This is a genomic window from Flagellimonas sp. CMM7, from assembly GCF_021390195.1.
Taxonomy (GTDB): Bacteria; Bacteroidota; Bacteroidia; order Flavobacteriales; family Flavobacteriaceae; genus Flagellimonas.
In genome coordinates this window covers 91,715-115,197 of sequence record NZ_CP090003.1, presented here as the reverse complement: position 1 = coordinate 115,197, position 23,483 = coordinate 91,715, and the positions used below count along the sequence as shown (strand labels likewise).

Sequence of the window (23,483 nt, the reverse complement as noted above, 5' to 3'; positions counted from 1 at the left end):
AAAACCAAATAAAGATGGGTAATACGAAATTTAGAGCAAAAGATTTATCAAATAACCAGTGGGTTTATGGATTCTATTTTGAAACAGGAAACAATTCTGAGGGTTGGATAGTTGAACCAGATTATGAAGAACATCCAGAGCTATCAGGAAATCCAATAGAAGATTTGACAAGTTGTTATCCAGTGGATATTGATACAGTAGGTCAATTTACAGGCTTAAAGGACAAGAAAGGAAAGGATGTATACGAAGGGGATATTGTTGGATATGGCCCAGATGACCCAAGTATTGCCAAGGTTGTTTTTCACAAGGGTTATTATGGCTTGATATACAATACATGGAAACCAGATTCTCGCCCTTCTATAATAGATGATTTGGACACTCAAACAATGGAATTGATTGGTAATATTTATGATTCTCCAGAATTATTTGAACCCCAGAATTATTGAACAATGGAAAGGAAGTTTGAGGAAACTATTAGCTGCCCAGAATGTGAACAAGTACAACAAGCAGAGGTTATTATGACAGTACCGTTTTGGATCTATGTTCATGAATGTAAAAGGTGTAAATACCTAATAACAGAAAGCGAATGGAACGGTGCTTCCCAAACAATGTGAAAAAGCCAAAGAGCTATTCAATAACCAAAGTAAATAAGAGATATGCCACAAAGTCCAATTATGATGCCAATTCCACAGACACGTAACCAGATATTAGAAGGAGTACAATGGTTTAGACAAGGTGATGAAAATTACAAGGTGGATTTAAGGTTAATCAAACACAAAACAAAATCAGTTGAACACCAAAACAAAGGATAGATGAAAAAGCAACATCAAAGTGTAAGACCGGATTGTTGTGGCAAAAAAAGAAGCCTCAATCAAGTATATCACTATGAATCTTACGATGGCGCAGGGTTCAAATGTAAAGAGGGTAGAGGCTGTAAAAAATCAAACAAAGGATAGTATGGAAGAGCAATTGAATAGCAAGATGGTCATTGAAAAAGGAATTGAACTTCGACCTGCGGAAAAACTAAAACCCCTTTGCAAATATCCTTGGAGAGGAATGAAAGTTGGCGACAGTTTTATTTGGCCCAAGAATTACACAAGAATGGAAATGAACAAGGCTAGTAATGCAGGGCGGAATTTTTGTAAGGGGTCGAAGGATTGCAAGGATTGGAAATTTTCCACAAGGAAGGTGGACGGAAATAAAATCAGAATCTGGAGAATTAGATAAAAAAATTGAACCAATAAAAACAATATAGAGATGGAGACACCATTTAACATTTTATGCAAAATCGAAAAGTATAAGGATGCTATTCCACAATTGGAGAGACAAATGCAGTATTATCTCAGTAAGGGCCACTTGGGCAACTATTGGGAGATTAAGGGAATGATATCTGCCTATAAAAAGGTTATCGAAGATTTTAAGGAATTTGAGAATGTCCATTTTCCTAAGAAGGAGTGCTAACCCAAAGACAATAAGAAATGGGAAGAAAAACAGAATTATATTTTGCCTTGGAACATGATGAGGAAAGGTGCTACTCAATTCTTCATTGGAAACAGTACATGGAGAAGAATTTCTTGGACAGTCTTGTACTACACGTTGCCAAACCGGAGAAGATAGCTGGAATATTTTGGTGCAAGGAATTCCAATCGATAAGTGAGAAAGGCGAGGGATGCGGAAGTGAATGTGTTGAGTACAACCCTCGAAACGGAAGGTCTGGATGCTGTAGGCACTATTCAACCAAGTTCTATGAACCATCTGAAAAAACGATAACTATTTAAAGCAACAATAGGGAGATAACCAAATGATACCCAATTACGAAATAGAAAACCTGATAAATGAATACGAGGACATTCTTAGCAACCTAAAATGTGAAAATAATCTGGAAACAGGAGCTTACACCGCATTTTCTGTAGTAATAAGGGGTTTAAAGAACCTTTTAACTAAGTAATAAAGAGATGGAAACGATTTTTCAAAATACCCGAAAAGCTAGGAAAACCCATAAGTGTGATTGGTGCGGTGGGGATATTGAAAAAGAGGAGGATTATGATTATTCCTTTAATAAGGACGGTGATGTTTACGTATGGAAGAACCACAAAAGATGCATGGCCATTGCTCATGAACTTGACATGTTCGATTATGATTACGGAGTGGGTGACCAAGACTTCCAAGAGCATATCAATGAAGAATATTACATTTTGGTCAATGAAGATGATATGACTAAAAGAACCTTCTTGGAAAGACTTGATTATGTCTGTGAAAGAAAACTAACCCCTACCAAATAATACAAGATGGAAAAGCCTAAAACGAAAAATTGTAAGACTTGCAGACAAGATAAATCGGTTGAGGATTTCCATAATCAAAAAGCATCAAAGGACGGAAGGCAAAATAATTGCAAGAAATGTGCGAACCAGTTGAGAAGAGATTGGGCCAAAAATAATAGGGAAAAAGAAAATAACAGAATGAGGGAGTATTATAAGAACAACCCTGAAAAACTATCCGAGAAGAACAAAAAATATTTTGAAAAGAACCCTAACTACCACAAGGATTATTATCACAGAGTTAGAAAGAATAAAAATTCACACTAAAAACGCTTCAAAGTATCATAAATAAAGAGAGATGAAAGTGGAGGTTAAAAAATGTAAAGTTTGTGAAGATGAAAAGCCTCTTGATGAATTTTATAAAAACAGAGCTGCCAAAGATGGGAAAAACATCTATTGCAAAGACTGTAGCAGAGCTTATAAAAAAAGATACAATTCTGAGAATAGGGAAAGGGTCAACAAACATCAAAGAGATTGGGCCGAAAGAAATCCAGAAAAGAAAAAAATTGCCCAAGAAAATTGGGAAAATAAAAACAGGGCATTTAAACAAAACTAAGGGAATGGAGGTAAAAGAACTAAGGATCGGAAATCTAGTAAAAAGGAGTGGATGTATTTTCCAGATTTGGAGTTTAAAAAAAAATGAGCTTGAACTGGATTCAAAGGAATTGGATAGGCATGTTAATTATGAAACGTACGACAATATAGAGCCTATAGAGTTGACTGAAGAGTTATTAAAAATGTTTGGATTTCAAGGAAATGACATGGATATGTGGATTGTTATGCCAACTGGTGACGGAGTAGAGCTACATATGGATTGTATTAAAGAAGGAGTGTTTTTGAATGCTTTATTGACGAAGGGCCGAACAGATAAAGGAATACCTGGAAAAGATTATACCTACATCTATTTGAGACAATGTAAATATGTCCACCAGCTACAAAATCTTTTTTACAGCTTAACTGGATATGAATTAAAACTTATAAAATGAACCCTTTACAAGAAAGACTAAACAAGCTGTTGAAAATGGTAACCGTTCCAATCAAAGGAATCACCTTTCTGGAACTGTCTATAGTAGTACTGGTAGTTGCGGGCCTCTGGTTCAACGTTCTGAAAGACTTTGATAAAATCGGCCATATTGCTCTCAAAAGCGACCGTAACGTTGTCCTTGTTGGCGACAAAGAAGGATGTAATGTTCTTATTCATACTACAAATGTAAACAAACATAAGAATATTTACAAAAATACTTGTATATGTAAAATAACATAAGTATATTTACATTGTAATACAAAAACAAACAATCATGCCTTACATCACTACAGAACAAGTAAAAGAAAAAAGAATTTTAATTAAAAAAGCATTGCCAGAGTATAAATTCTCTATTAGACGTGAACATGGAACTTCAATAGACATTAGCATATTGGAAGGCCCAATTAATTTAATGGATGGATCTGAGCATAGATCTTATGTCCAGGTGAATCAATTCTATATTAAAGACCATTATGCAGATAGACCGGAAATTGCAAAAGTACTTCAGACCGTATACCAAATTGCAAGTAGCGAACAACGTGAATTGGTGTATGACGGTGATTACGGGTCAGTCCCAAATTACTATGTAAGCATCAATATAGGGCAATGGAACAGACCATTCAAACAAATTCAAGCGTAATGAAAGTTACTGAGATTATTGAAGAACATAGATTAAAGCTTCCCCTTGAAAAAGGGGAGCTAACCTATTATAGTTCATGGGAACAGATTTTTGGTACAAAAGGGAGTGATTATTCACATGAAGAAAGATTTGAAAGGTGGACATTGGTGTGCGAAGAATTAAAGAAGTTCAATCCAGAAATGGTCAAATATTGGAACGACCCAATAACCAGTAATGAGACTTGTTTAGGCTGTATCCATAGAAGCGAAAGTAAAATTTGGTGCAATGGAATGGGGCTGCCATGTAATTTCAACCCAATAACCCAGATACTGGGCATGGCCTGTATGGGAACTGGATATCAAAAAGAAGAATAATGTTCAATAAAGATTTTTACCCCACTCCAAGGGAGGTCATTGAAAGAATGGTCTTAGGGCATGACCTGAAGGGTAAGCACATATTGGAACCATCGGCAGGCAAGGGAAACATATTGGATTTTCTCAATGAACAAGGAGCCAATACAATGTGTTGTGAAAAGGAACCGGAATTGGCCAAAATATCAGCCTCAAAGGCCAGGTTCCTAAAAGATGATTTTTTAAATGTTCAGCCAGAAGAAGTAAGCCATTTGGATTACATCATCATGAACCCTCCTTTTTCAGCAGATGAAAAACACATAATACATGCTTGGGATATTGCCCCAAAGGGATGCACCATTATTTCATTATGCAATTGGGATACTATAGGTAATAGCTATAGTTCTTACAGAAGAAGTTTAAAGCACAGAATAAAGGAGAGCGGTCAAAAAGAAAACCTTGGAGATGTTTTCTCACAATCCGAAAGAAAGACAGGAGTGGAAATTGGATTGATAACCCTTTACAAAGTTGGTAGTAAACATAGCTTTGGTGATTACTTTGATATGGAGGAGGATGAATTTCAGGACGGTGAGGGACTGATGTCCTATAATGCGGTAAGAGATGTCGTCGAGCGATATGTAGGGTCAATCAAGCTCTACGATGATGTTTTGGAGAACGCTGTAAAAATGAACCAGTTGTCAGGTGTTCTAGGTGTCAATTCAATTGCATTTGCTTGCACCCAAAAAGATAAACCATTAATAAAAGAAGAGTTTATAAAAGGTTTGCAAAAATCATCTTGGAAATGGGTCTTCCATAAAATGAACATGGGCAAGTTCATGACCAAGAACCTTAAAGAGGAACTGAACAATTTTGTGGAGACCCAGCAAAATGTCCCTTTTACCATGAAGAACATTTATAAAATGATCGATCTAGTGTTCCAGACACACGGGCAGCGAATGGATAGGGCCATCATAGAAATCTTTGATAAGTTGACACACCACTACCATGAGAACAGGTACAATTTAGAAGGATGGAAGACCAATAGCCATTACCTAGTGAACAAAAAATTCATATTGAACTCCACTACTGAAGTGGGCTGGAATGGTGAGATGAAAATCAGGTATAATTGGGGCGCTGAGCAATTGGATGATATGATAAAAGCAATCTGTTATTTAACAGGTGAAAAGTATGACCAATCCTTATACGTCTGGTCGCATAAAAAACCTTTGGAATGGGGCAAATGGTTTGATTATATGTTTTTTGAAATAAAGGGATTCAAGAAGGGTACGGTACATTGTAAGTTCAAGGATGATAAGGTTTGGGAGCTGTTTAATCGACGGGTGGCAGAAATCAAAGGGTATCCACTCCCTGAAATGGTATAGTAAAAATTCGAGTAAACACCTAAAAAATGGTATAGAACTCGAAAAACTACTAAGAAAAGGGATCAGCAATAGAGAAAACAAGTAAAGGGTAGAGTATGGAAAAACCTTTGGACAGAACCAACCGTGATGAAATCCTGATACAGATAGGAAGCGTAACCGAGAGCATAGCCCATCTGAACCGGAAAGCATCTAAATTCCAACATGAAATAGATTCAATGCCCAAGAGACTTGAACATCTGAAATTTCGCAAAGAAAAAACAGAGGAAAAAATATCCAAAAAACAAAAGTACATCAACGAACTCAAATTAGACTTTGAGAATGCAAGCGACCGACCGCAGAACAAAAGAGATGAATGATTAAATTTAATTATGGAAGAAATAACACAAGAACATATAATCAATAATGCATTAGAGCTTTACAAGAAGCCTAAAATAAATGGACTTTACTTTCTTATATCATCAAAGGTGATAGTCTACATAGGTTCTGGAAATGATGTTTATAAAAGAATAGCTGCTCACAAACAGACTAGGGTAAAGAGGTTTAGTAAATATTTCATTCTAGAGACGAAAGAAAAAGCTTTGCAACTGTATAATATGGAAACAGAGTACATCGCCAAATGGAAGCCCATCTATAACAAAACATCAAACCCAGATTACCATAACAACACAAAGCCCCTATGGTTCATATACATTTCCCAGGACAAATCAATAGCGGATATAAGTAAAGGATTGGAAATACCATTCCAAAAGTTGTCCGGCATAATAAAAGGAAAAAGAATGTTGAGGGATGAAACATATTACAAAGTTGAAAAGTATATGCTTGAAATTGAAAAATAATTAATCACAAAACGTTGTATAAATCAAATAATGTTATATTTGTAACAATTAATGTAATATTGTATTTATAATGATTCAAGAAAAAGAGTATAATTTTAGTGTTCAAATGCCTTTATCAAATTACATAGCTTATAAGCTAAAATACATAAGGAAATCAAAGGAACTTTCAAGGGCTGATTTAGCTAAAAGACTTGAAGTTACAGCAAATAACATTGGTCAATTGGAAGATGGAAGTCGTGGCATCAGTATTAACAAGCTTCAAAAACTTTGCAAAGCCTTGGGTATAAAATCAAGTGAACTATTACCTTTCTAGACTAATTAAGAATTATTTCGCCAGATTTAATTGCATTCTCCAAATCTACCATAAATTTGGCCTTTCTTATCTTAAAAATTGCTGCACCACCTCTAAGCCCACCGACAGGCTTTTTCAATTCTTTCAATTCATTTATTTCAAATACCCCTCCTTGAACACCAACACCTAATGGAATTTTCTGTGAAACAACAGCACTTGGTTTAATATATATATAAAGATATTCAGAAGAATTAGAGCTAGGCTCTCCAATTGTCAGTTCATCCCCGACATTCACAATAAATTCTTCGTTAATAGTATAAGAATCTATCTTTTTGTATTGAGAGTGTGATATCAAAGAAAGGCTAAGAGCCGAAAACAGTAAAATGTATTTAGTCATAATTTTTATTTGTATTTTTTATTTATTCCCAACCATTCACCTTTATCATACCAGTGTGCGTATTTTTCTGATGTCTCAAACAATTCATGTATCTCCACATTAAGACCAAATGCTAGGTTTTTTAACGTATCTAGAGTTGGGTTACCAGTTTTGGTTCTGGAGTACAATTTTTGTTCCGACCATCCGATTTTTTGAGCAACTTGTTTCTTTGACATGCCCTTTTCCCTTAAGATTTCTTCAAAACGTATCAATATGGAAGGTTGGTGTCAAATATATCGAAAAGAACCGTTTGTTTCATGAAAATGAATAAAAAGAGATATTAAATTACGTAATATAAACAAAAATGTTTATTTTTACTTTGATGTGAATGGTTATAATTCATTAGTGTGTTAGAGGAATACGTCATCAATGACAAAAAGTATAGAGCTTATGCCTATAAAATATGTGGCTGTAATGAACTCAAACATGATTTAGTGAATGAAATGTATCTGAAGCTGCATTCTATTCTAGAGAATGATGCCAGTAAAGAAATAACCGACGGATATATCTACATGATGCTCAAATCTATATTTCTAAACCAAATCAGAGACAATAAGGAGTACATTTTTGACAACTACACTTTTGAGGCGATTGATGACAGTGAGAATTTAATGGATAGAATGCAAATGAACGAAGCTTTAGGAAAGTTGACATTCCTAGATAGGGAAGTACTTCTGAAGTGCAGTGAAAAATCAATCCGGCAAGTAGCAAATGAAACAGGCATACATTACCTACAGGTGTATTATCAAAAACAAGAATCATTGGAAAAATTAAAAGAGGTATATGGCTAGGACAAAAGGAGCAAGAAACAAGCCTAAAGGATTAGGTGACACGATAGAAAAAGTTACCGAAGCAACTGGAATAAAAGCAGTCGTCGAGACAGTTTCAAAAGTAACAGGAAAGGATTGTGGATGCAACAAATTAAAAGAGTTTTTCAATAAGAAATTCCCCTATATCAATACGGAGGAAAAATGCATGAACGAAGAGCAAATCGAGTTTTATGAAAGGATCAAAAATGATTATCTTTCTCAAAACAGGTCATCGGTAAATATTAAAGGGGAAGATGCAGAAGGAATAATAAGTCTATACAATGCAATCTTCCGTACAAACCTAAAAGGATGCACTAGCTGCCAAATGAACGTTTACACAGATAAGATCGAGAAAGTTTACCAGAATGTCAAAAGCCAAAACAGGGTCGATTGAGGGGAATCTATCCCATCTAAGCATTAAAAGGCCAGGTCAACACGTAGGTATCAGGAATACGGAATCTTTTATGGAACACTGTATTTTGTATGACACCGAAAGAAAGCCATCAGTAGGGGAGACTTGGTTATTGCCAGAGGAGATAAGAGCTGAATTGGCATTCAATGTATTTAACCATAGGGAAACGTATTATGGCATCATTTATCCAGACGATAAAAAATATGACCCAAAAAAATGGAACGAAAAGTTTATCGAACAGGAACTTGCGGAATTCACCAAAGTAAGTGAAGTTATACAATGGGGCGAAAGTACATATATCACCCTAGTAAGGAATTATGACGATAAGGATTTAAATTATTTATTCAGTACTGCATGGAATTGGAAAGAGTGATGAAAAGAAAAATAAAAGAATTATCTACACCAAAAGAAATTGAAAAGGACATACCAATTCCGTTTGGAAGAAACAGGTACACTTCAAACCATGTTCCTGAAATGAAGGTTGGGGATAGTGTATTTTATGAGCATATAGACGGAAGGTCAAAACAAAGTCTTCAAGCATATGCATATAATTTACATAAGACTTTTGCGGAGAGAAATAAAGATTACAATTATTGGAAATTTACTTGTAGGCAAATGGAGAATGGCGTGAGGGTTTGGAGGATTAAATAAAATCATACAACTAATAATTATATCAAATGATAAAGCATTTAATAAAAATAGAATCTCTTGGGGAAGAAATAGAGACACAACTTCCATTTAGATTAATAGAAGGGGATTTACTAAATGAAAGTTTTTTTACCCAGAATTTAATTCAAAAAACTAAATGGGATAAAGATTATTCGCCAAAAATACTTGCATTAATGCTGGATGAAATACAATTCGAAGTAAGGAATTGTCTTCCTACTATGACCTCAATTGAGATATGGATTGAGCCTAATGATAAATTTACCAAGAATTTTATTCAAGAACGAGATACAATTATCAATGGAAGAAAAATTTGAAAATAGAATATGCCGATTACGAACCGATTTGGCTGTTGAACAAGTGTATCATGAGTCAAGACTTGAAATCTTAGAAAGAAGGTCAGAAAAGTTAACTGAAATTTATCAAGATAAAAGAAAAAAACTTGATAAGTTAACTAAAAGAAAATTAAGGATTAGGGATTTTCTTGTGTGTTATGGACATTTAGAAGACGCACAATTAGTTGAAAAAGCTATTAAAGAAAGACTCTATAATACTGGAGATGCAGATGAAGTTTTAACTTTATTACACTCATTTGATAATGAGTTTAACTTTGGGCTCACAGAATTAAGGGAGTTTAACTCTAAATTCGATTAATAATACATTAAGCGATAATGCCTAAAAAAAAATACATAGAGACACCAGAAGAGCTATGGAATCTTTTCACAGAGTATAGAGATGAAAAGAAATCAGACCCTATAATGGTTGTTGACTTTGTTGGTAAGGATGCGACTAAAGTTTTTAAACCACATCAACGGCCTTTAACCTTAGAAGGTTTTTCTTCATGGTTGTTTGAGAAACAAATCATTAAAAATGTATGGCATTATTTCACTAATGCTGATGGGAAATACGATGAATATTTAGATATCTGTCGCGCAATAAAGGAGATCATAAGGACTGATCAGATAGAAGGAGGTATGGTAGGAATCTATAATCCTTCAATAACCCAGCGCTTAAATGGCTTAACAGAAAAGTCACAACAAACGGTGATACAAGAGCAACCATTGTTCGGAGATGAGTGATTTTGTCTACACCACTGCAATTAAAAAGCTCCGTACCCTAAAAAAAAGAATTCGCAAAGTACCAGGTGGAACATCTGCCGGAAAAACCTTTGGAATACTTCCCATTGAAATAGATTACGCCATAAAGAATCCATTGACAGAGACCAGTATTGTTTCTGAATCAGTACCCCATTTACGGAGAGGAGCGCTAAAGGATTTTCAAAAGATAATGTGGGATACTGGAAGGTGGGTCCAATCCAATTACAACAAGTCACTGCTTAAATATACTTTTTCAAATGGTTCTTATATTGAGTTTTTTAGTACCGACCAACCAGACAGGTTGAGAGGAGCTAGACGACATAGATTATACGTCAATGAGTGCAACAATATCACATGGGAGGCTTACATGCAATTAGCTATAAGAACTAGGGATGTTGTATGGCTGGATTATAACCCCACTCATGAATTCTGGGCAGATACCGAGTTAGATGATGAAGATGTTGACCTATTAAGACTGACTTACAAAGACAACGAAGCATTGTCTCCTTCTATAATCAAAGAAATAGAAAAAGCGAAAGAAAGAGCAAAAACATCTACATACTGGGATAATTGGTGGAAGGTTTATGGACTTGGAGAGCTTGGCTCTTTGGAGGGGGTTGTATTCAATAACTGGCAAATAGTTGACAGAATACCAAAAGAAGCTAAATACATTGGCTCAGGAATGGACTTTGGATATTCAAACGACCCTACTACATTGATTGATGTTTATCAATACAACAACCAATGGATATTTGATGAAGTCATTTATCGGAAAGGGCTTCTCAATAGTGAAATTGCTGCGCTTATTAAAAGAGATGGTAAAAACAGGCTTATCTATGCTGATTCTGCAGAACCAAAATCAATAGCGGAATTAAGAAGGTACGGAATCAGTATATTACCAGCACAAAAAGGTAAAGACTCAATATTATACGGGATAGATTTATTACAACAACAAAACTTTAAAGTAACCAAGAACAGCACAAATCTTATCAAAGAATTAAGGGGGTATGTTTGGGATACTGATAAAACAGGAAAAAAACTGAACAAGCCCGTGGACTTTCTGAACCATGCAATTGATTCCATTCGTTATTTCGCAATAATGAAACTTAAAAAGAATATCGGTAGCTACGACATCCGATAAACAAAAAACAATCTTTCGTGTTACATTAACATGGAAGTAACGTTCAACGTACCTACAGACCTATCCGAAATAAAGCTTTCGGACTACCAGAGATTTATAAAGATTGCCGAGGGCAAGGAGGAAGATGTTTTTATCCGTCAAAAGATGGTGCAGATTTTTTGCAACGTGCCACTACTTGCCGTAAACAATATGCAGCGCAAGGACTTTAAAGAAGTTTCAAATTCCTTGATAAGCGCACTTCAGCAAAAACCCAAGTTAACACCAACATTCACATTAAAAGGAAAAGAATATGGGTTCATTCCCAATTTAGATGCATTAACTACTGGTGAATATATTGATTTGGACAAATACATCCAGGACAATGAGAACATTCACAAGGCTATGGCCGTCCTGTTCAGGCCCATTACGAATAAAAAGAAAGATAAGTATCTCATAGAGGACTACGAGGGCAGTGATAAATATTCTGAAATATTAAAGGATATGCCTATGAATGTGGCTAGGGGGGCAACGCTTTTTTTTTGGACTATAGGGATTCAATTATTGAAAATTACCCCGAAGTTTTTAGAAAGAAAAGTAGCGAAGAACAAGAAAGTGCAATCGGATTTGGAGAAAAATGGGGTTGGTATCAGCACTTACATAAGCTCGCTTCAGGAGATGTGCTTAAAATTAGAGATGTCGTTAAGATTCCCATTGGCGAGGCTTTGACCTTTTTGGCCTTTGATAAGGAATTCAATGATGAGATGATAAAAAATATTAAAAATATATGAACGGGTATTACAAGATAACAGAGAAAATAGAGGAGTTGTTGCTTGCCGACCCAGATGTAAACACTGTAACCAAAGGGAATGCTAATGAGATCGATAGTTACAAAACAACAATGTTCCCATTAGCACATGTTGCAATTGAGCCTGGCAGGTTCACAACCAACACGATTACACTAATTTTCGCCATAACCACCTTAAACCAAAGAGAAACCTATAACGAACCGACTTTGGATAAGTTTAAAAAAAACGATAACGAGGATGACAACATGAATGCAATGCTATATGTGCTTGTCCGGTTCTATCTCCAGCTAAAAAAGTTTGGGGATGATTTTGAGGTTGTCAATGACCCTAACCCAATACCCAAGCTTTATCAATTTAAAAACTTATTGGACGGATGGGAGTGTAGTTTTGAAATAGAAATTCCAATAGAAGAAGTTACGGGATGCTAGATAGGGGCGAAGTTAAAAGAACACTAACAAGATTTGGACGAGATGTCCAAGTGGCTTCACGCACAAATTTAATAGGGAAAAATGCAACTAAGAAATTAGCTAACAGTCTGGATTTCGAGGTTGATGTTTTTAAGAACTCTTTTTCATTCAGTTTTTTTATGGAGAAGTATGGGGAGTTTTTGGATAAAGGGGTGAGCGGAACAGAAACCAAATACAATACCAAATTCGCCTATTCAAATAAAATGCCACCTACCAGTGCATTTGATAAATGGAGTGTTATTCGTGGTTTGGCTGAGAGAGATGACAAAGGGAGGTTTATTTCTAGGGAAAGTCTAAAGTTTGCTTTGGCTGTGCATAAATATAAACATGGACAGAAGCCCACATTGTTTTTTACCAGGCCCTTTGAACAATATTATAAAGAGCTTCCTGAAGAATTGATAGAAGCTTACGGATTGGATGCAGAAAACTTAATGGAAACAACATTGAAATGATACTAACAAGAAGCCCATACTATTTAAGAGTTCCATTTCCAAATGATTTTGTCACTTCGGTTACATACACCATCGACATTAATACTGGCACACCAACTGTAAAGACAACAGAACAAAGCTATACTGTAACAAAACAACGTCCTTCGGATGATTTTGATTCATTATGGCTGGATGTATCCCCTTTTGTACGTGATGTATTTGAATATTCACCAATCTATACTCCTGATTATCCTGCAGTTTCGGTTCCGTTGTATTTCACTAATTCTATTTTCCTAGTTGATGTCAATGCCAATATCAATGATAGTCTAGGCAGCGACTTGACAGATGTGGTTTTTAATAAAGTTGCCACTGATGGGTATGGTTATTTTCAAGAAGGTCAAAACTATGAGCCTACAAAAAGAATACTTCTTTCCCATGATAATTATAAAGCTGATGCGGATGGATATTTTATAGTGCCATTGCGAATGGAGCAGGGATTGGGGAATATTTCGGTTAACTCTGTAGTAGTCCCTCACGTGGCTGCCGACCAACATAACAACAATGTCGTCAATCTAGTAATTCCGCTTAATCTATACACGGATAACGTACAAGTCGAATTTGAAGGTGAGAGCATAAATATTGAGCTAATTGAAGAGTGTAAATATCCAGTGCAAGAGATCCAATTCATAAATAGGTTTGGAGTTCCTGAGATTATACATTTTTATAAGACAAAAAAAGATAGTTTAAAAATTGAAGGGAAAGAATTTCACAACGCCTATACTGATGGGTTGACCTATAATACCGAGCGACATCAAATAAAACAATACAATAAGGCGGTTAATAAATCTTTCAAGATTGAAACGGGATATTTAAACGAAGACTATAACGCCACACTGCAAGAGCTATTAGCCAGCGAATATGTTTGGATAAGGGAAGATAATAGCCTTGTTCCAATCAATGTAAAAACCAACTCTTTAGAATTCAAGACAGGGATAGTTGATAAACTGATCAGTTACTCAATAGAATTTGATTATGCCTTTGATTTAATAAATAATGTTTAGAAGACAGATTTATATTAATGAACAACTCTTAGATTTATATGACGATGAAAATATCATAATCAATTCATCTGTCCAGAATATTAATGATATTTCTAGGGTGTTCAATGATTTTAGTGAAACAATTATTGTTCCGGCGACACCAAACAACAATAGAATATTCAAGCATTGGTATAATTTTTCAATTGATAATGGTTTTGATGCCAGGGTTAGACATAAGGCACTTATAGAGATTCAAACCACTACATTTAAAGAAGGCTCTTTTAGGTTGGATTCTGCAACTACAATAAACAATAAGCCAATAAATTATAAATTAACTTTTTTTGGGCTTCTTATAGAATTAAAGGAAGCTTTAGGAGATGACTATTTAAATACATTAGATTTTACAGATTATGATTTTACATATTCTTCAGCTAATGTTCTAACAGGATTAACAACTGGGTTTTCTTCTGAAGATTTTGTTTTTCCATTGTTAAGCACAGATAAACAATACTTATACAATAGCAACGTATCGGATATTACCGAACAAGAACGATTGTCAAACATAGCGTGGAATGGAAGTGGGAGCGTTCATGGTGTCACATGGACATCATTAAGGCCAGCCTTGAAGGTCATTAGAATTATCGAGTTAATTGAATCCAAATATGGGATAACTTTCAGTAGGGATTTTATTGGAAACACTTCTTTTAACAATCTTTATTTATGGTTGGCAAATCAAGACACAGAAAAAACATTGAGTAATAATGTAAGGGCTACAGATTTTGATAACGTGAGTGTATTTCAATTAGATAAAGGGAGCTTCAATAACACAACTGGCGCTTATTCCGTAACGGATAGAGGTTCTGGCTTTATGAGGGCAATGGAAGTAAGGGTTGTTAGTTCTGATAGCAAAGAATTCACCGTACAAGTAATGAACAATTCTAATGTTGTTAGTGAAAAATCAGGTAGTGGCAATGTCAACATAGACGTAAGTTTCCCAGGAGGGGTTGATAAAGGATCACAGTTATATGTCCGATTTGTTGCTACCGCAGGAAAGATTATCGATTCTATAAATTTTAGGGTTAAGGAACTAAGTGACGACACGGTTTGTTTTGTTGATAGGACTACTGATATTCTAATCTCTACAGTTACAGCGTTTACATCAAACTTTATCCCTTCAATAAAAGTTATTGATTTCCTTTCCAGTCTTTTCAAATTGAACAACCTTACTATCATCCCTACTAGCCCAATTGACTTTAAAGTCCAGCAATTGGATGATTGGTACAATGAAGGATTTACATATGATATAACCCCTTACATAAATACTGGAGAAGAATCACCAATTGATAGGCCTAAAATATATAAGGAAATTAAATTCTTACATGAAGATCCAAGAACCATTCTTGCATCCCAGTTCAAAAAAATAAATAATACATCTTACGGTGATTTAGAGACTAAGCTTAAAGATGCTTCTGGGAATACATTGGATGGTGAAGAATTTGAAATCAATGTGGATTTTGAGCAAATGGTTTATGAGAAACTCATTGATATAAATTCAGGAGACGAGACGAATATTGTTTATGGACTCAGTTTAAATGATTCCTTATCTGATGAGCTGCCCAATGCACATATTTTATACATAAGAAAAGAAAGTGTCTCTTCCAACAATATTGGATTTATAAATGATACTGGTGGGAAAGAACAGGTAAGCAGTAATGTTTTTATGCCAAGCCACGCCAACTCTTCGAGCAAAGAGTATTCAACTGTTTTTGGCAGTGAAATAGATGAGCATGATGGAGGGTTGATTCAAAATTCATATTTCCAACTTTACTATAGGGATTACATAACTGATTCATTTAGCGAGAAGAGAAGAAAGATCAATAAAAAAGCAAGGCTCCCTCTTTCAATTCTCCATAATCTAAAGTTAAACGATAAATTAATTATTGGTACTGATAGGTTTATAATAAATACCCAAGAAATAAATCTAACCACACAGGAAATTGATTTTGAACTTTTAAACGATATCTATTCAACAAACAATGAAATTGCTCCCATAATAGTAGAAGAAGAAACAACAGAAGACCCTTCTACAAATGATCCACCACCGATAGTTTCAACAGCAAAAAGTTTTGATATAAGCTCTTCTAGTTCTTCGACTGGATTAGGCTCTTGCATATTAACAGTAAATACAAAAAAATATTGGGGCGGAAATGAATCAACACCAACTTTAGGGGATGTCGTTTATAACAATATAAATAAAACGTCTGTCTTTTCTGGAAATAACAATTACTATAAAGTCAACAACAATAGATCGGTAAGAATAAATAGCTCAGGAGTGGTTATGGATTTATTTATATGTACCGCAGGAAATGGAGGTGGTAACGCATGATAGATATCATACTTGATTTATTAGCAATGGATGATTGGTACAATGTATCCAGTGAAATCGAAATAGCTAAGGGTAAAAATAAATTACCAACTAGTATCAAAGAAGGTGTTCAACAAGCAAAACGGAAAGCGAAATGGTCACAAAAGTATTAAAAATAGATGTCAAGGATGCTGAAGTTGAAGAGCTAGAGGGGAAGCTTAAAGGAGTCAATACCCAAATAAATAAAGTAGAAGGCGAATCCAAAAAAGCGGATAACGCCCTTAAAAAGGTTGGGGATAATGGCGGTGCTATATCTACACTAGACGCTTTTACCGGAGGACTTGCCACTAGGATTAGGGACGCTGCGGAAGCCTCAAAAGTTTTTAATTTCAATCTAAAAGCTACTAGAACGGCACTTATAGCGACTGGAGTGGGAGCGTTTGTTGTTGCCTTGGCTGCGATTGTAGCATATTGGGATGACATAGTTGATTTGATTACTGGAGCTAATAACTCTTTGGAAAGCCAAGTTGATTTAATAGACACCAAACTATCTTTATTAGAGACTGAGGTTTCAATTTTAGACGAACAGATAAGGCTTGGCAAAGAGAGAAATACGGATATCCAGGTATTTTTAGATAAGAAAAAAGAACTAATAAAACTACAACTTGAAGAGCTGAATTTTCAAAAACTAACATTAGAAGAACAATTTGCACAGGAAGCTTCGGAAGCAAGAAGAGCAACTTTTTTAGAAACAATATTAGGTCGAAAAGCTCAAATCACTGCAGACGAACAAAGCTCGTTAAGTGATATCGAGAAGAAAATACTTGAAGCAGAGCTAAAAGCTTTAAAGTTACAGGGTATTCTTGATAACATCAATAATCCAACAACACGCACTTCAAGGTCAACCAAAAGAACAGAGTCCAGAGAAAATGTTGATAAGGTCGATACAATAGAGTTGCCCGTTACTGGGATTTCTTCATTAGAAGAGTTAAATGCTCTAGCCTCAGAAGAAAACAGAATTTTAGCTGAAGCACAAGCAGCCAGAACACAAAATGAAATAGATGAGGCAGATGCTAGAATAAGGGCAAGTATTTACGAAAAAGAAGCAAAGGACGATATACTGCAAGCACAAGCAGGGTTATTACAGCAATTTTCAGGTTTCCTATCAACAATAGGGGAGGAAAATAAAACATTTGCCATAGCTGGAATTGTAACCGAACAAATAGCTTCAGCAGCAAGAATTATTTCATCTACTGGGGTTGCAAATGCAAAAGCAGTTGCAGCATCACCATTAACAGGAGGGCAGCCTTGGGTGGCAATCAATAGTGCTTCCGCTGGTCTTGGAATTGCAACAGGGGCAGTTGCAGCAGCAAAAGCAATTGGACAATTAGGTGGTGGTGGTTCAGTTGGTGGATTCAACTCTCCCAATGGAGGAGGAACCGCTCCAGCTTTCAACGTGATAGATAATAGCCGAGAAAATCAATTAAACCAATCTCTCCTAAGACGAAATGATGAACCAATTGAAGCATTCGTAGTGGACAAGAACGTTACATCTCGGCAAGAAGCAAGAAGAAATAGGTCTGGTTCTTCATCTTTCGGATAATCAAATAGTTACACTTTAAAACTAAACACAATCAATTCATCTGTGTTCATTTTACATGAGGACATACGAAGTCGTGTTTGATGAAAAAAATGATAAGGGTGTCTACGCCTTATCATGTGTTGAGAATCCAGCAATGGAGGATATGTGGGTTGCTTTAGAGGAACATCCAAAAGAAATCCAATTTTCAGCAGTTGACGACGAAAAAAGACTTCTTCTAGGAGCTGCGCTTATCCCAAACAAGAAAGTTTATCGAAATATTGATGGTGAGGAGTTCTACATAACCTTTCCAGAATCCACTATAGAAGCCTGCGCGCATTCATTCCTTAAAAACGGATTCCAGAACAATTCAAGTGTTAACCATGAGGTAAAACTTGAAGGTGTTTCTGTTGTGCAAAGCTGGATAGTAGAAGATCCTGAAAAAGATAAATCTACTGCACTGGGTAAAACTTATGAAAAAGGAACATGGGTTACCATGATGAAAGTTGAAAATGAAGAAGCATGGGAAGCAGCAAAAAAAGGTGAGTTAAACGGATTCTCAATAGATGGTTTGTTCAGTCTAAAAGAGGTCAACTTAAATAAAAATGAAATGGTAGATAAGAGTAATCTAAAGGACAACATTTTAACGGCCTTAAAAGAATTCTTCATTAAAGAAGAGGACAAAAAGGCAGAAGTTAAAATGGGTCAATTAAAATTAAGTGATGGTAAATCCATAGTTGAATTTGAAGGGGATGCACCGGAGGTTGGTAAACCTGTTTTTGGTCTATCCGAGGACAAGGAAGAAAAATTCCCAATGCCAGAAGGTTCACATGAATTGGAAAGCGGTGATATGTTACATGTTGATAGCAATGGGCTTGTAGCTGAAACTCCTATCGAGGAACCGAAGGTAGAAGTAAAAGAGGAAGCTAAGAATGATGTTGAGGAAAGTGCTATTGAGATGGCTAAAATCTTCAAGTCAGAGATGGCCAAAATGGAAAAGTCATTTGAGGATAGGTTCTCAAAAATGGAGCAAGGATTTAAAACTCAATTAGAAGCTGAGAAAAAGAAAAATCAAGAGTTGGAGGCTAAGTTAGAAAAAGAGCCTGCTGCTGATAAAATAGTGAAGACAGTATTAAAGGTGGCGGAACCTAAAAACGCAAAACAAAGATTGTTAAATGTGGCTTTAGAAGCCCGAAATAGAAATTAATTATGCCTACTACTACAACAGTAACAAGTAATTACGAAGGTAAGGAAGCAGGGGCGATCATTGGGGCTTCTTTTAAAGAGGCCGATACAATCTCTAAAGGATTGGTGACAGTTGCCCAAAACGTTAACCATAAATTGAACTTGCGCAGAATTCGCTACACAGATGGGACAACCGCTTATTCATGTGGACACACTCCTGCAGGTGCGATTGTTTTGGATGAAAGGGTATTGCAGCCTGTAAAATTGAAGAATGATTTTGATGTCTGTAAAGAAGATTTCAGAGCTACTTGGTCAAGTGACCTAATTGGCGATAGTGCAGCTAACCCTAATATGGCTAGCGACATTCAAGATGCAATATTGGCTGAAGTTCTAGCTGAAACAGCTCAAAGAACAGACGGCTTGATTTGGAACGGGGATGACACAAATACCGATGAATGGGATGGATTTCTTACCCAGTTTGCAGCAGACGCAGCAGTGGTTAAAGTTGGTAATGGGATTACTTCCGTTGCAGCAGCAACCACTAAAGCAAATGTATTGTCACACTTTGATATAGCAACAGCAGCTATACCAGTAGCTTTGAGAAGAAAAGAATTGAAATTCATCATTTCGCCTGATGTAGCCGATGCATATTCAAAAACATTGGTTGAATCAGGAATCACTAATGGCTTGGGTGGAAACGCAAATACCCAATTTGTTTATGGTAGATATACTGTTGATGTGGTTAATGGATTACCAGACAATACAATTGTTATCTACGAAGCTAAAAACTTAGTGTTTGGAACGGGTCTTTTAGGAGATCATAACCAGGTCGCCATTGTAGATGAGGATGAGATAGGTCTTTTAACTGGACAGGTTAGAGGAAAGATGGTATATAATGCTGGTGTGAACTACTACAACTCGGAAGATGTTGTTTGGTTCTTGACCACTGCTTAAATAAAACAATTTAATTACAACATTAAGCCCTTCCCTGATTAGGGTTGGGCTTTTTTAATATGAAATAATATGGCTTGTGATTTAACAACAGGAAGAACTGAACCTTGCAAGGACAGTATTGGAGGATTGAAGAATGCCTTTTTTCTAGATTACCTAGAAAATGCTTTTACCGTTTCTGATTCCCAAGGCACAGGTATAGCAGTTGGAGTTACCGAAGTCTTTAAATATGAGCTTAGGAGCGATACAAACAATGATGCGACTGAATCAATGATATCCAATAAGGATGCGGGGACTTCAGTAAACACTCAAACGGTGAATGTGCGATTGAAAAAACAAGATGCAGCCACCTCAAATGAAATAAAGTTGATGGCCTATGCAAGACCGATAATCGCAGTACAGGATAGAAATAATGTATACAAAGTATATGGTCTTAGCGAGGGTATGGATCTAACAGCTTCAAATATACAGTCCGGTGCAGCGAGAGCAGACTTCAATGGATATGATCTGACATTTACTTCCTTGGAGGGTGAAATGGCCCCTATTCTTGATTCTGCGACAGTTACAGCATTAGAAGCTTTGGTAAGTGCAACCAATATTAATCCGTAAACAAAAAATACGTTTTAGTGTTATAGTTGTATGAAGGTGTTTTTGCCAGTATCAACTACGCAAGAGTTAAGAGTAAGGCCAAGAAGAAAGAGTTACAATGTTGACTTGGTTTTGCGAAAAGAAATAACGGATTCCGTTGTTACATATCCCCTTACAGGTGTTTATAGCAACGGTTTTTTGATTTTGAACGTCATCCACCAATTTGAAGAGGGTGAATCATACGAAGTAAAGGTTAATGATGACAATGGGGATATATGGAGGGGCAAAGCTTTTGTGACAAGTCAACCCCCTGAAAAATACAAGTCCAACAACGATATTTTGACCGCATGAGCAGCCCTATAGTAATAGAGATGTCAAAATACATCAAGCCTGTAATTTCCGAGGAAATGAACAAGGATTGGGTATTGAATGGCAAGAACAACTATTTCTGGGACTACATATTGGATAGATACAACGGTAGCCCTACCAATGCTGCAATTATTGATGCTTACGCTGATAGGATTCTTGGTAAAGGGCTAAGTATAATTAACTCTAAAAGCAATGCCCCTGAGTTATTGAAATTACTTTCAATCCTAAACCCAAAGGAAATAAGAAAGATTGTTTCTGATTTTGCAATGTTTGGGTCTTCTGTAGGCCAAGTTAGGTATTCAAAAGGCTCAAAAAGAACTATTGCTAAGATTGAACATTTAGAAAGAAAATGTGTTGCTCCTAATAAAACAAACGATAAAGGGGAAATTGATATTTATTGGTTCTGTCCTGATTGGAAAAAATCAAACATAATAAAACCCGAACCACATCCCACATTTGGAACATCAAAAGAGGATATTGAAATATTTGAGATCAGACCATATAAGGCAGGGAAAGATTATTATGCCGACCCTCCATATTTAGCAGGACTACAATACGCTGTTTTAGAAGAGGAAATAGCAAATTTTAGCGTCAACCATATTATGAACGGTCTAAGTGCCGGATATATTATCAATTTCAATGAGGGTGCTCCTGCTGATGATGAACAAAAAGAATTACTGGAATCAAAAGTCAAAAGAAAACTTTCAGGAAGCAATAATGCTGGTAAAATTATAATATCATTCAATAATTCAACAGAAACAGCACCAACAGTTACGACCATACCACAGAATACATCTCATGAAGAATGGCAATTATGGGCTGAGATTGCCAGACAGCAGATTATGGTCGCTCATAGGGTCACTTCTCCCATGCTTTTTGGGATAAAGGACAATTCTGGACTTGGCAACAATGCAAATGAACTAAGAGAATCAACAGCATTGTTACATGAGACGGTTACAAGACCAAAACAAAACCAGATTCTTGAAGTCCTACAGGAGATAGTGATGGTAAATAACATCGGCTCTCCATTGGTATTCATACCATTAGAGGATGATGAGGAAAAGGAAGATAAAAAAGCCGAGGTTTTAGATGACAATTTGAATTCTGTAGCGCAAAATAAAAGTCTTGTAGTCGAGGCAAGTCAACAAAGTGAACATGAAGAGACGTTATCAATAAGAGCTGATGAATTAATTGAAATTGGTGAGGAAGATGACGAAGATTGGGTTTGTGTACTTACCCAAGAAGTTGATTATCTATTAGATGATCAGATGGATTCAATTTTAGAATTGGCCTCCACAGGAACTGCAAGGCCAAATGCCAAGAGCGAACAGGATTCCAACAAGTTCAAGATAAGATATCAATATGACGGAAGCAAGTCGCCACAAAGGGAGTTTTGCAGAAAGATGATGTCAGCAAATAAATTATATCGTAAAGAGGATATAATTAGAATGGGAGCTTTTCCGGTCAATACAGGGTTTGGAGTTGGAGGTTCTGCAACGTATTCCATTTGGCTTTATAAAGGTGGGCCAAACTGTAAGCATAAATGGCTAAGAAAAACCTTTGTTAAGAGGGGAAGAGAAAATGATGTAGATGTAAAATCACCGTTAGCGGAGGTGATTAGCACTGCAGAAGCTAGAAGAAGAGGGGATAGGACGGTAAACGCCCCTCAAGTATCAACAAGGCCTATCGATATGCCTAATAACGGATATAGATAATGGCTACAATACTACTTATAAAACCTGTTGATTTAGTAAAAGGAAGTCCTTTAGGTGGAAATATTGACATTGATTCTTATGTAAGTGTCATTAAGGAATCCCAGGTCTTTGTTATTGAGCCAATATTAGGTACAAAATTATACAACAAAATACTCACTGATTTTGAGGGTGATTCATTAGCCGGTCTTTATCTGACAATTCACGAAGACTATATCAAACCAATCCTTATACATACTGTTGCTGCTGAATATATCATGATAGCAAGTTATAATGTTGCAAATGGAGGGGTTTTCAAACACCAACCTGAAAATGGCTCTGCAATAAACAAAAGCGAGGTTGATTTTCTTGCTAATAAACAACGCTCTAAAGCGGATGTATATATCGAGAGGTTACAAAGATACCTATGTGATAAAAATTCTGACATACCAGAGTATACGAGTAGCCAAGACAATCCATACGATCAAAAACCAGACAAAGAAGTAAACACTTTTGGAGGCTGGTTTCTGGGAAACATCAGTCATGGAACAACAAACGCAGAACAAGAAATATATCGGGACATCAGATACGATGAAGGAAAGTAAACGAAAAATGAAGCGTAAGCCAAGAAAGATACTTGAAGCTTACTT

37 protein-coding genes are annotated in these 23,483 nt (G+C 36.0%); 34 read left to right on the top strand and 3 right to left on the bottom strand.

Translation table 11 applies throughout. From position 1 onward, the window contains the following. The first annotated feature begins 14 nt into the window (after positions 1-14). The 7 genes from LV704_RS00585 to LV704_RS00555 all read left to right on the top strand — a co-directional run bounded on the left by LV704_RS00585 (position 15) and on the right by LV704_RS00555 (position 3,304). A complete protein-coding gene (locus LV704_RS00585) occupies positions 15-446 on the top strand; it encodes a YopX family protein (RefSeq protein ID WP_163423840.1) in 432 nt (143 codons plus the stop codon). A gap of 439 nt (positions 447-885) precedes the next feature. Further along, complete coding sequence (locus tag LV704_RS00580; RefSeq protein WP_205597915.1) at positions 886-1,227, top strand: hypothetical protein; 342 nt, start codon at positions 886-888, stop codon at positions 1,225-1,227. 30 nt (positions 1,228-1,257) lie between these two features. Next, the gene (locus LV704_RS00575; protein ID WP_163423838.1) at positions 1,258-1,461 is read left to right on the top strand and encodes a hypothetical protein; all 204 of its coding nucleotides are present in this window, start codon (positions 1,258-1,260) and stop codon (positions 1,459-1,461) included. Between the two features lie 17 nt (positions 1,462-1,478). After that, positions 1,479-1,778, top strand: coding sequence for a hypothetical protein (locus tag LV704_RS00570; protein ID WP_163423837.1), 300 nt, complete (start codon positions 1,479-1,481; stop codon positions 1,776-1,778). Positions 1,779-1,955: 177 nt separating this feature from the next. Next, a complete protein-coding gene (locus tag LV704_RS00565; protein ID WP_163423836.1) occupies positions 1,956-2,282 on the top strand; it encodes a hypothetical protein in 327 nt (108 codons plus the stop codon). A 6-nt stretch (positions 2,283-2,288) separates the two neighbouring features. Beyond that, the gene (locus tag LV704_RS00560; protein WP_163423835.1) at positions 2,289-2,585 is read left to right on the top strand and encodes a hypothetical protein; all 297 of its coding nucleotides are present in this window, start codon (positions 2,289-2,291) and stop codon (positions 2,583-2,585) included. Positions 2,586-2,668: 83 nt separating this feature from the next. Further along, positions 2,669-3,304: a hypothetical protein gene (locus tag LV704_RS00555; RefSeq protein ID WP_163423834.1), complete on the top strand. Its 636-nt coding sequence runs from the start codon at positions 2,669-2,671 to the stop codon at positions 3,302-3,304. 17 nt (positions 3,305-3,321) lie between these two features. On the opposite strand, the gene LV704_RS00550 is transcribed toward LV704_RS00555, so the two are convergent. Next, positions 3,322-3,519 (bottom strand): hypothetical protein, encoded by a 198-nt coding sequence (locus LV704_RS00550; RefSeq protein WP_163423833.1) that lies wholly within the window; start codon positions 3,517-3,519, stop codon positions 3,322-3,324. A 97-nt stretch (positions 3,520-3,616) separates the two neighbouring features. Here LV704_RS00550 and LV704_RS00545 point away from each other — a divergent pair, with 97 nt between their 5' ends. The 6 genes from LV704_RS00545 to LV704_RS00520 all read left to right on the top strand — a co-directional run bounded on the left by LV704_RS00545 (position 3,617) and on the right by LV704_RS00520 (position 6,842). Beyond that, a complete protein-coding gene (locus tag LV704_RS00545) occupies positions 3,617-3,982 on the top strand; it encodes an LPD29 domain-containing protein (protein WP_163423832.1) in 366 nt (121 codons plus the stop codon). Then, a complete protein-coding gene (locus LV704_RS00540) occupies positions 3,949-4,335 on the top strand; it encodes a hypothetical protein (protein ID WP_233782106.1) in 387 nt (128 codons plus the stop codon). The genes LV704_RS00545 and LV704_RS00540 overlap by 34 nt, the downstream gene beginning before the upstream one ends. Further along, positions 4,335-5,693: a DUF4942 domain-containing protein gene (locus tag LV704_RS00535; protein ID WP_163423830.1), complete on the top strand. Its 1,359-nt coding sequence runs from the start codon at positions 4,335-4,337 to the stop codon at positions 5,691-5,693. Before LV704_RS00540 ends, LV704_RS00535 begins: the two co-directional genes overlap by 1 nt. Positions 5,694-5,788: 95 nt before the next feature. Then, complete coding sequence (locus tag LV704_RS00530) at positions 5,789-6,049, top strand: hypothetical protein (RefSeq protein ID WP_163423829.1); 261 nt, start codon at positions 5,789-5,791, stop codon at positions 6,047-6,049. A gap of 12 nt (positions 6,050-6,061) precedes the next feature. Continuing rightward, positions 6,062-6,529, top strand: a complete 468-nt coding sequence (locus tag LV704_RS00525) for a hypothetical protein (protein ID WP_163423828.1) — start codon at positions 6,062-6,064, stop codon at positions 6,527-6,529. A 70-nt stretch (positions 6,530-6,599) separates the two neighbouring features. Further along, a complete protein-coding gene (locus LV704_RS00520; protein ID WP_163423827.1) occupies positions 6,600-6,842 on the top strand; it encodes a helix-turn-helix domain-containing protein in 243 nt (80 codons plus the stop codon). 1 nt (position 6,843) lies between these two features. Here LV704_RS00520 and LV704_RS00515 read toward each other — a convergent pair whose 3' ends face one another. Then, complete coding sequence (locus tag LV704_RS00515) at positions 6,844-7,218, bottom strand: hypothetical protein (protein ID WP_163423826.1); 375 nt, start codon at positions 7,216-7,218, stop codon at positions 6,844-6,846. Between the two features lie 5 nt (positions 7,219-7,223). Next, positions 7,224-7,469: a helix-turn-helix domain-containing protein gene (locus LV704_RS00510; RefSeq protein ID WP_255695571.1), complete on the bottom strand. Its 246-nt coding sequence runs from the start codon at positions 7,467-7,469 to the stop codon at positions 7,224-7,226. A 135-nt stretch (positions 7,470-7,604) separates the two neighbouring features. Between LV704_RS00510 and LV704_RS00505 the strand changes: the two genes are divergently transcribed. The 21 genes from LV704_RS00505 (at position 7,605) to LV704_RS00405 (ending at position 23,438) form a co-directional block, all read left to right on the top strand. After that, positions 7,605-8,048, top strand: coding sequence for a sigma-70 family RNA polymerase sigma factor (locus LV704_RS00505; protein WP_163423824.1), 444 nt, complete (start codon positions 7,605-7,607; stop codon positions 8,046-8,048). Further along, positions 8,041-8,460: a hypothetical protein gene (locus LV704_RS00500; protein ID WP_163423823.1), complete on the top strand. Its 420-nt coding sequence runs from the start codon at positions 8,041-8,043 to the stop codon at positions 8,458-8,460. The genes LV704_RS00505 and LV704_RS00500 overlap by 8 nt, the downstream gene beginning before the upstream one ends. Next, positions 8,432-8,851 (top strand): hypothetical protein, encoded by a 420-nt coding sequence (locus LV704_RS00495; RefSeq protein WP_163423822.1) that lies wholly within the window; start codon positions 8,432-8,434, stop codon positions 8,849-8,851. The genes LV704_RS00500 and LV704_RS00495 overlap by 29 nt, the downstream gene beginning before the upstream one ends. Continuing rightward, positions 8,833-9,129, top strand: a complete 297-nt coding sequence (locus LV704_RS00490) for a hypothetical protein (RefSeq protein WP_163423821.1) — start codon at positions 8,833-8,835, stop codon at positions 9,127-9,129. Before LV704_RS00495 ends, LV704_RS00490 begins: the two co-directional genes overlap by 19 nt. A 26-nt stretch (positions 9,130-9,155) precedes the next feature. After that, entirely contained in the window at positions 9,156-9,461 is a 306-nt protein-coding gene (locus tag LV704_RS00485; RefSeq protein WP_163423820.1) for a hypothetical protein, read from the top strand. Beyond that, entirely contained in the window at positions 9,445-9,798 is a 354-nt protein-coding gene (locus LV704_RS00480; protein WP_163423819.1) for a hypothetical protein, read from the top strand. The genes LV704_RS00485 and LV704_RS00480 overlap by 17 nt, the downstream gene beginning before the upstream one ends. A 17-nt stretch (positions 9,799-9,815) precedes the next feature. Next, on the top strand, positions 9,816-10,223 hold the full coding sequence (locus tag LV704_RS00475) for a terminase small subunit (RefSeq protein WP_163423818.1): 408 nt from the start codon (positions 9,816-9,818) through the stop codon (positions 10,221-10,223). Continuing rightward, positions 10,216-11,382 (top strand): PBSX family phage terminase large subunit, encoded by a 1,167-nt coding sequence (locus tag LV704_RS00470; protein ID WP_163423817.1) that lies wholly within the window; start codon positions 10,216-10,218, stop codon positions 11,380-11,382. Before LV704_RS00475 ends, LV704_RS00470 begins: the two co-directional genes overlap by 8 nt. Positions 11,383-11,412: 30 nt before the next feature. Then, a complete protein-coding gene (locus LV704_RS00465; protein ID WP_163423816.1) occupies positions 11,413-12,087 on the top strand; it encodes a hypothetical protein in 675 nt (224 codons plus the stop codon). A 58-nt stretch (positions 12,088-12,145) separates the two neighbouring features. Then, positions 12,146-12,595 (top strand): hypothetical protein, encoded by a 450-nt coding sequence (locus LV704_RS00460; protein ID WP_163423815.1) that lies wholly within the window; start codon positions 12,146-12,148, stop codon positions 12,593-12,595. Continuing rightward, complete coding sequence (locus LV704_RS00455) at positions 12,589-13,086, top strand: hypothetical protein (protein WP_163423814.1); 498 nt, start codon at positions 12,589-12,591, stop codon at positions 13,084-13,086. Before LV704_RS00460 ends, LV704_RS00455 begins: the two co-directional genes overlap by 7 nt. Then, positions 13,083-14,126: a hypothetical protein gene (locus LV704_RS00450; RefSeq protein ID WP_163423813.1), complete on the top strand. Its 1,044-nt coding sequence runs from the start codon at positions 13,083-13,085 to the stop codon at positions 14,124-14,126. The genes LV704_RS00455 and LV704_RS00450 overlap by 4 nt, the downstream gene beginning before the upstream one ends. Next, positions 14,119-16,491 (top strand): hypothetical protein, encoded by a 2,373-nt coding sequence (locus tag LV704_RS00445; RefSeq protein WP_163423812.1) that lies wholly within the window; start codon positions 14,119-14,121, stop codon positions 16,489-16,491. Before LV704_RS00450 ends, LV704_RS00445 begins: the two co-directional genes overlap by 8 nt. After that, a complete protein-coding gene (locus LV704_RS00440) occupies positions 16,488-16,643 on the top strand; it encodes a hypothetical protein (RefSeq protein ID WP_163423811.1) in 156 nt (51 codons plus the stop codon). The genes LV704_RS00445 and LV704_RS00440 overlap by 4 nt, the downstream gene beginning before the upstream one ends. Next, the gene (locus LV704_RS00435) at positions 16,625-18,073 is read left to right on the top strand and encodes a hypothetical protein (protein WP_163423810.1); all 1,449 of its coding nucleotides are present in this window, start codon (positions 16,625-16,627) and stop codon (positions 18,071-18,073) included. The genes LV704_RS00440 and LV704_RS00435 overlap by 19 nt, the downstream gene beginning before the upstream one ends. A 55-nt stretch (positions 18,074-18,128) precedes the next feature. After that, complete coding sequence (locus LV704_RS00430; RefSeq protein ID WP_163423809.1) at positions 18,129-19,256, top strand: XkdF-like putative serine protease domain-containing protein; 1,128 nt, start codon at positions 18,129-18,131, stop codon at positions 19,254-19,256. 2 nt (positions 19,257-19,258) lie between these two features. Beyond that, positions 19,259-20,188 carry a hypothetical protein gene (locus tag LV704_RS00425; RefSeq protein WP_163423808.1) on the top strand — a complete coding sequence of 310 codons (930 nt, stop codon included), beginning with the start codon at positions 19,259-19,261 and terminating at the stop codon, positions 20,186-20,188. Positions 20,189-20,257: 69 nt separating this feature from the next. Continuing rightward, a complete protein-coding gene (locus LV704_RS00420; RefSeq protein WP_163423807.1) occupies positions 20,258-20,794 on the top strand; it encodes a hypothetical protein in 537 nt (178 codons plus the stop codon). A gap of 30 nt (positions 20,795-20,824) precedes the next feature. Next, the gene (locus LV704_RS00415; protein ID WP_163423806.1) at positions 20,825-21,124 is read left to right on the top strand and encodes a hypothetical protein; all 300 of its coding nucleotides are present in this window, start codon (positions 20,825-20,827) and stop codon (positions 21,122-21,124) included. Positions 21,125-21,144: 20 nt separating this feature from the next. After that, complete coding sequence (locus LV704_RS00410; protein ID WP_163423805.1) at positions 21,145-22,857, top strand: hypothetical protein; 1,713 nt, start codon at positions 21,145-21,147, stop codon at positions 22,855-22,857. Further along, positions 22,857-23,438: a hypothetical protein gene (locus LV704_RS00405; RefSeq protein ID WP_205597914.1), complete on the top strand. Its 582-nt coding sequence runs from the start codon at positions 22,857-22,859 to the stop codon at positions 23,436-23,438. The genes LV704_RS00410 and LV704_RS00405 overlap by 1 nt, the downstream gene beginning before the upstream one ends. Positions 23,439-23,483 lie beyond the last annotated feature (45 nt).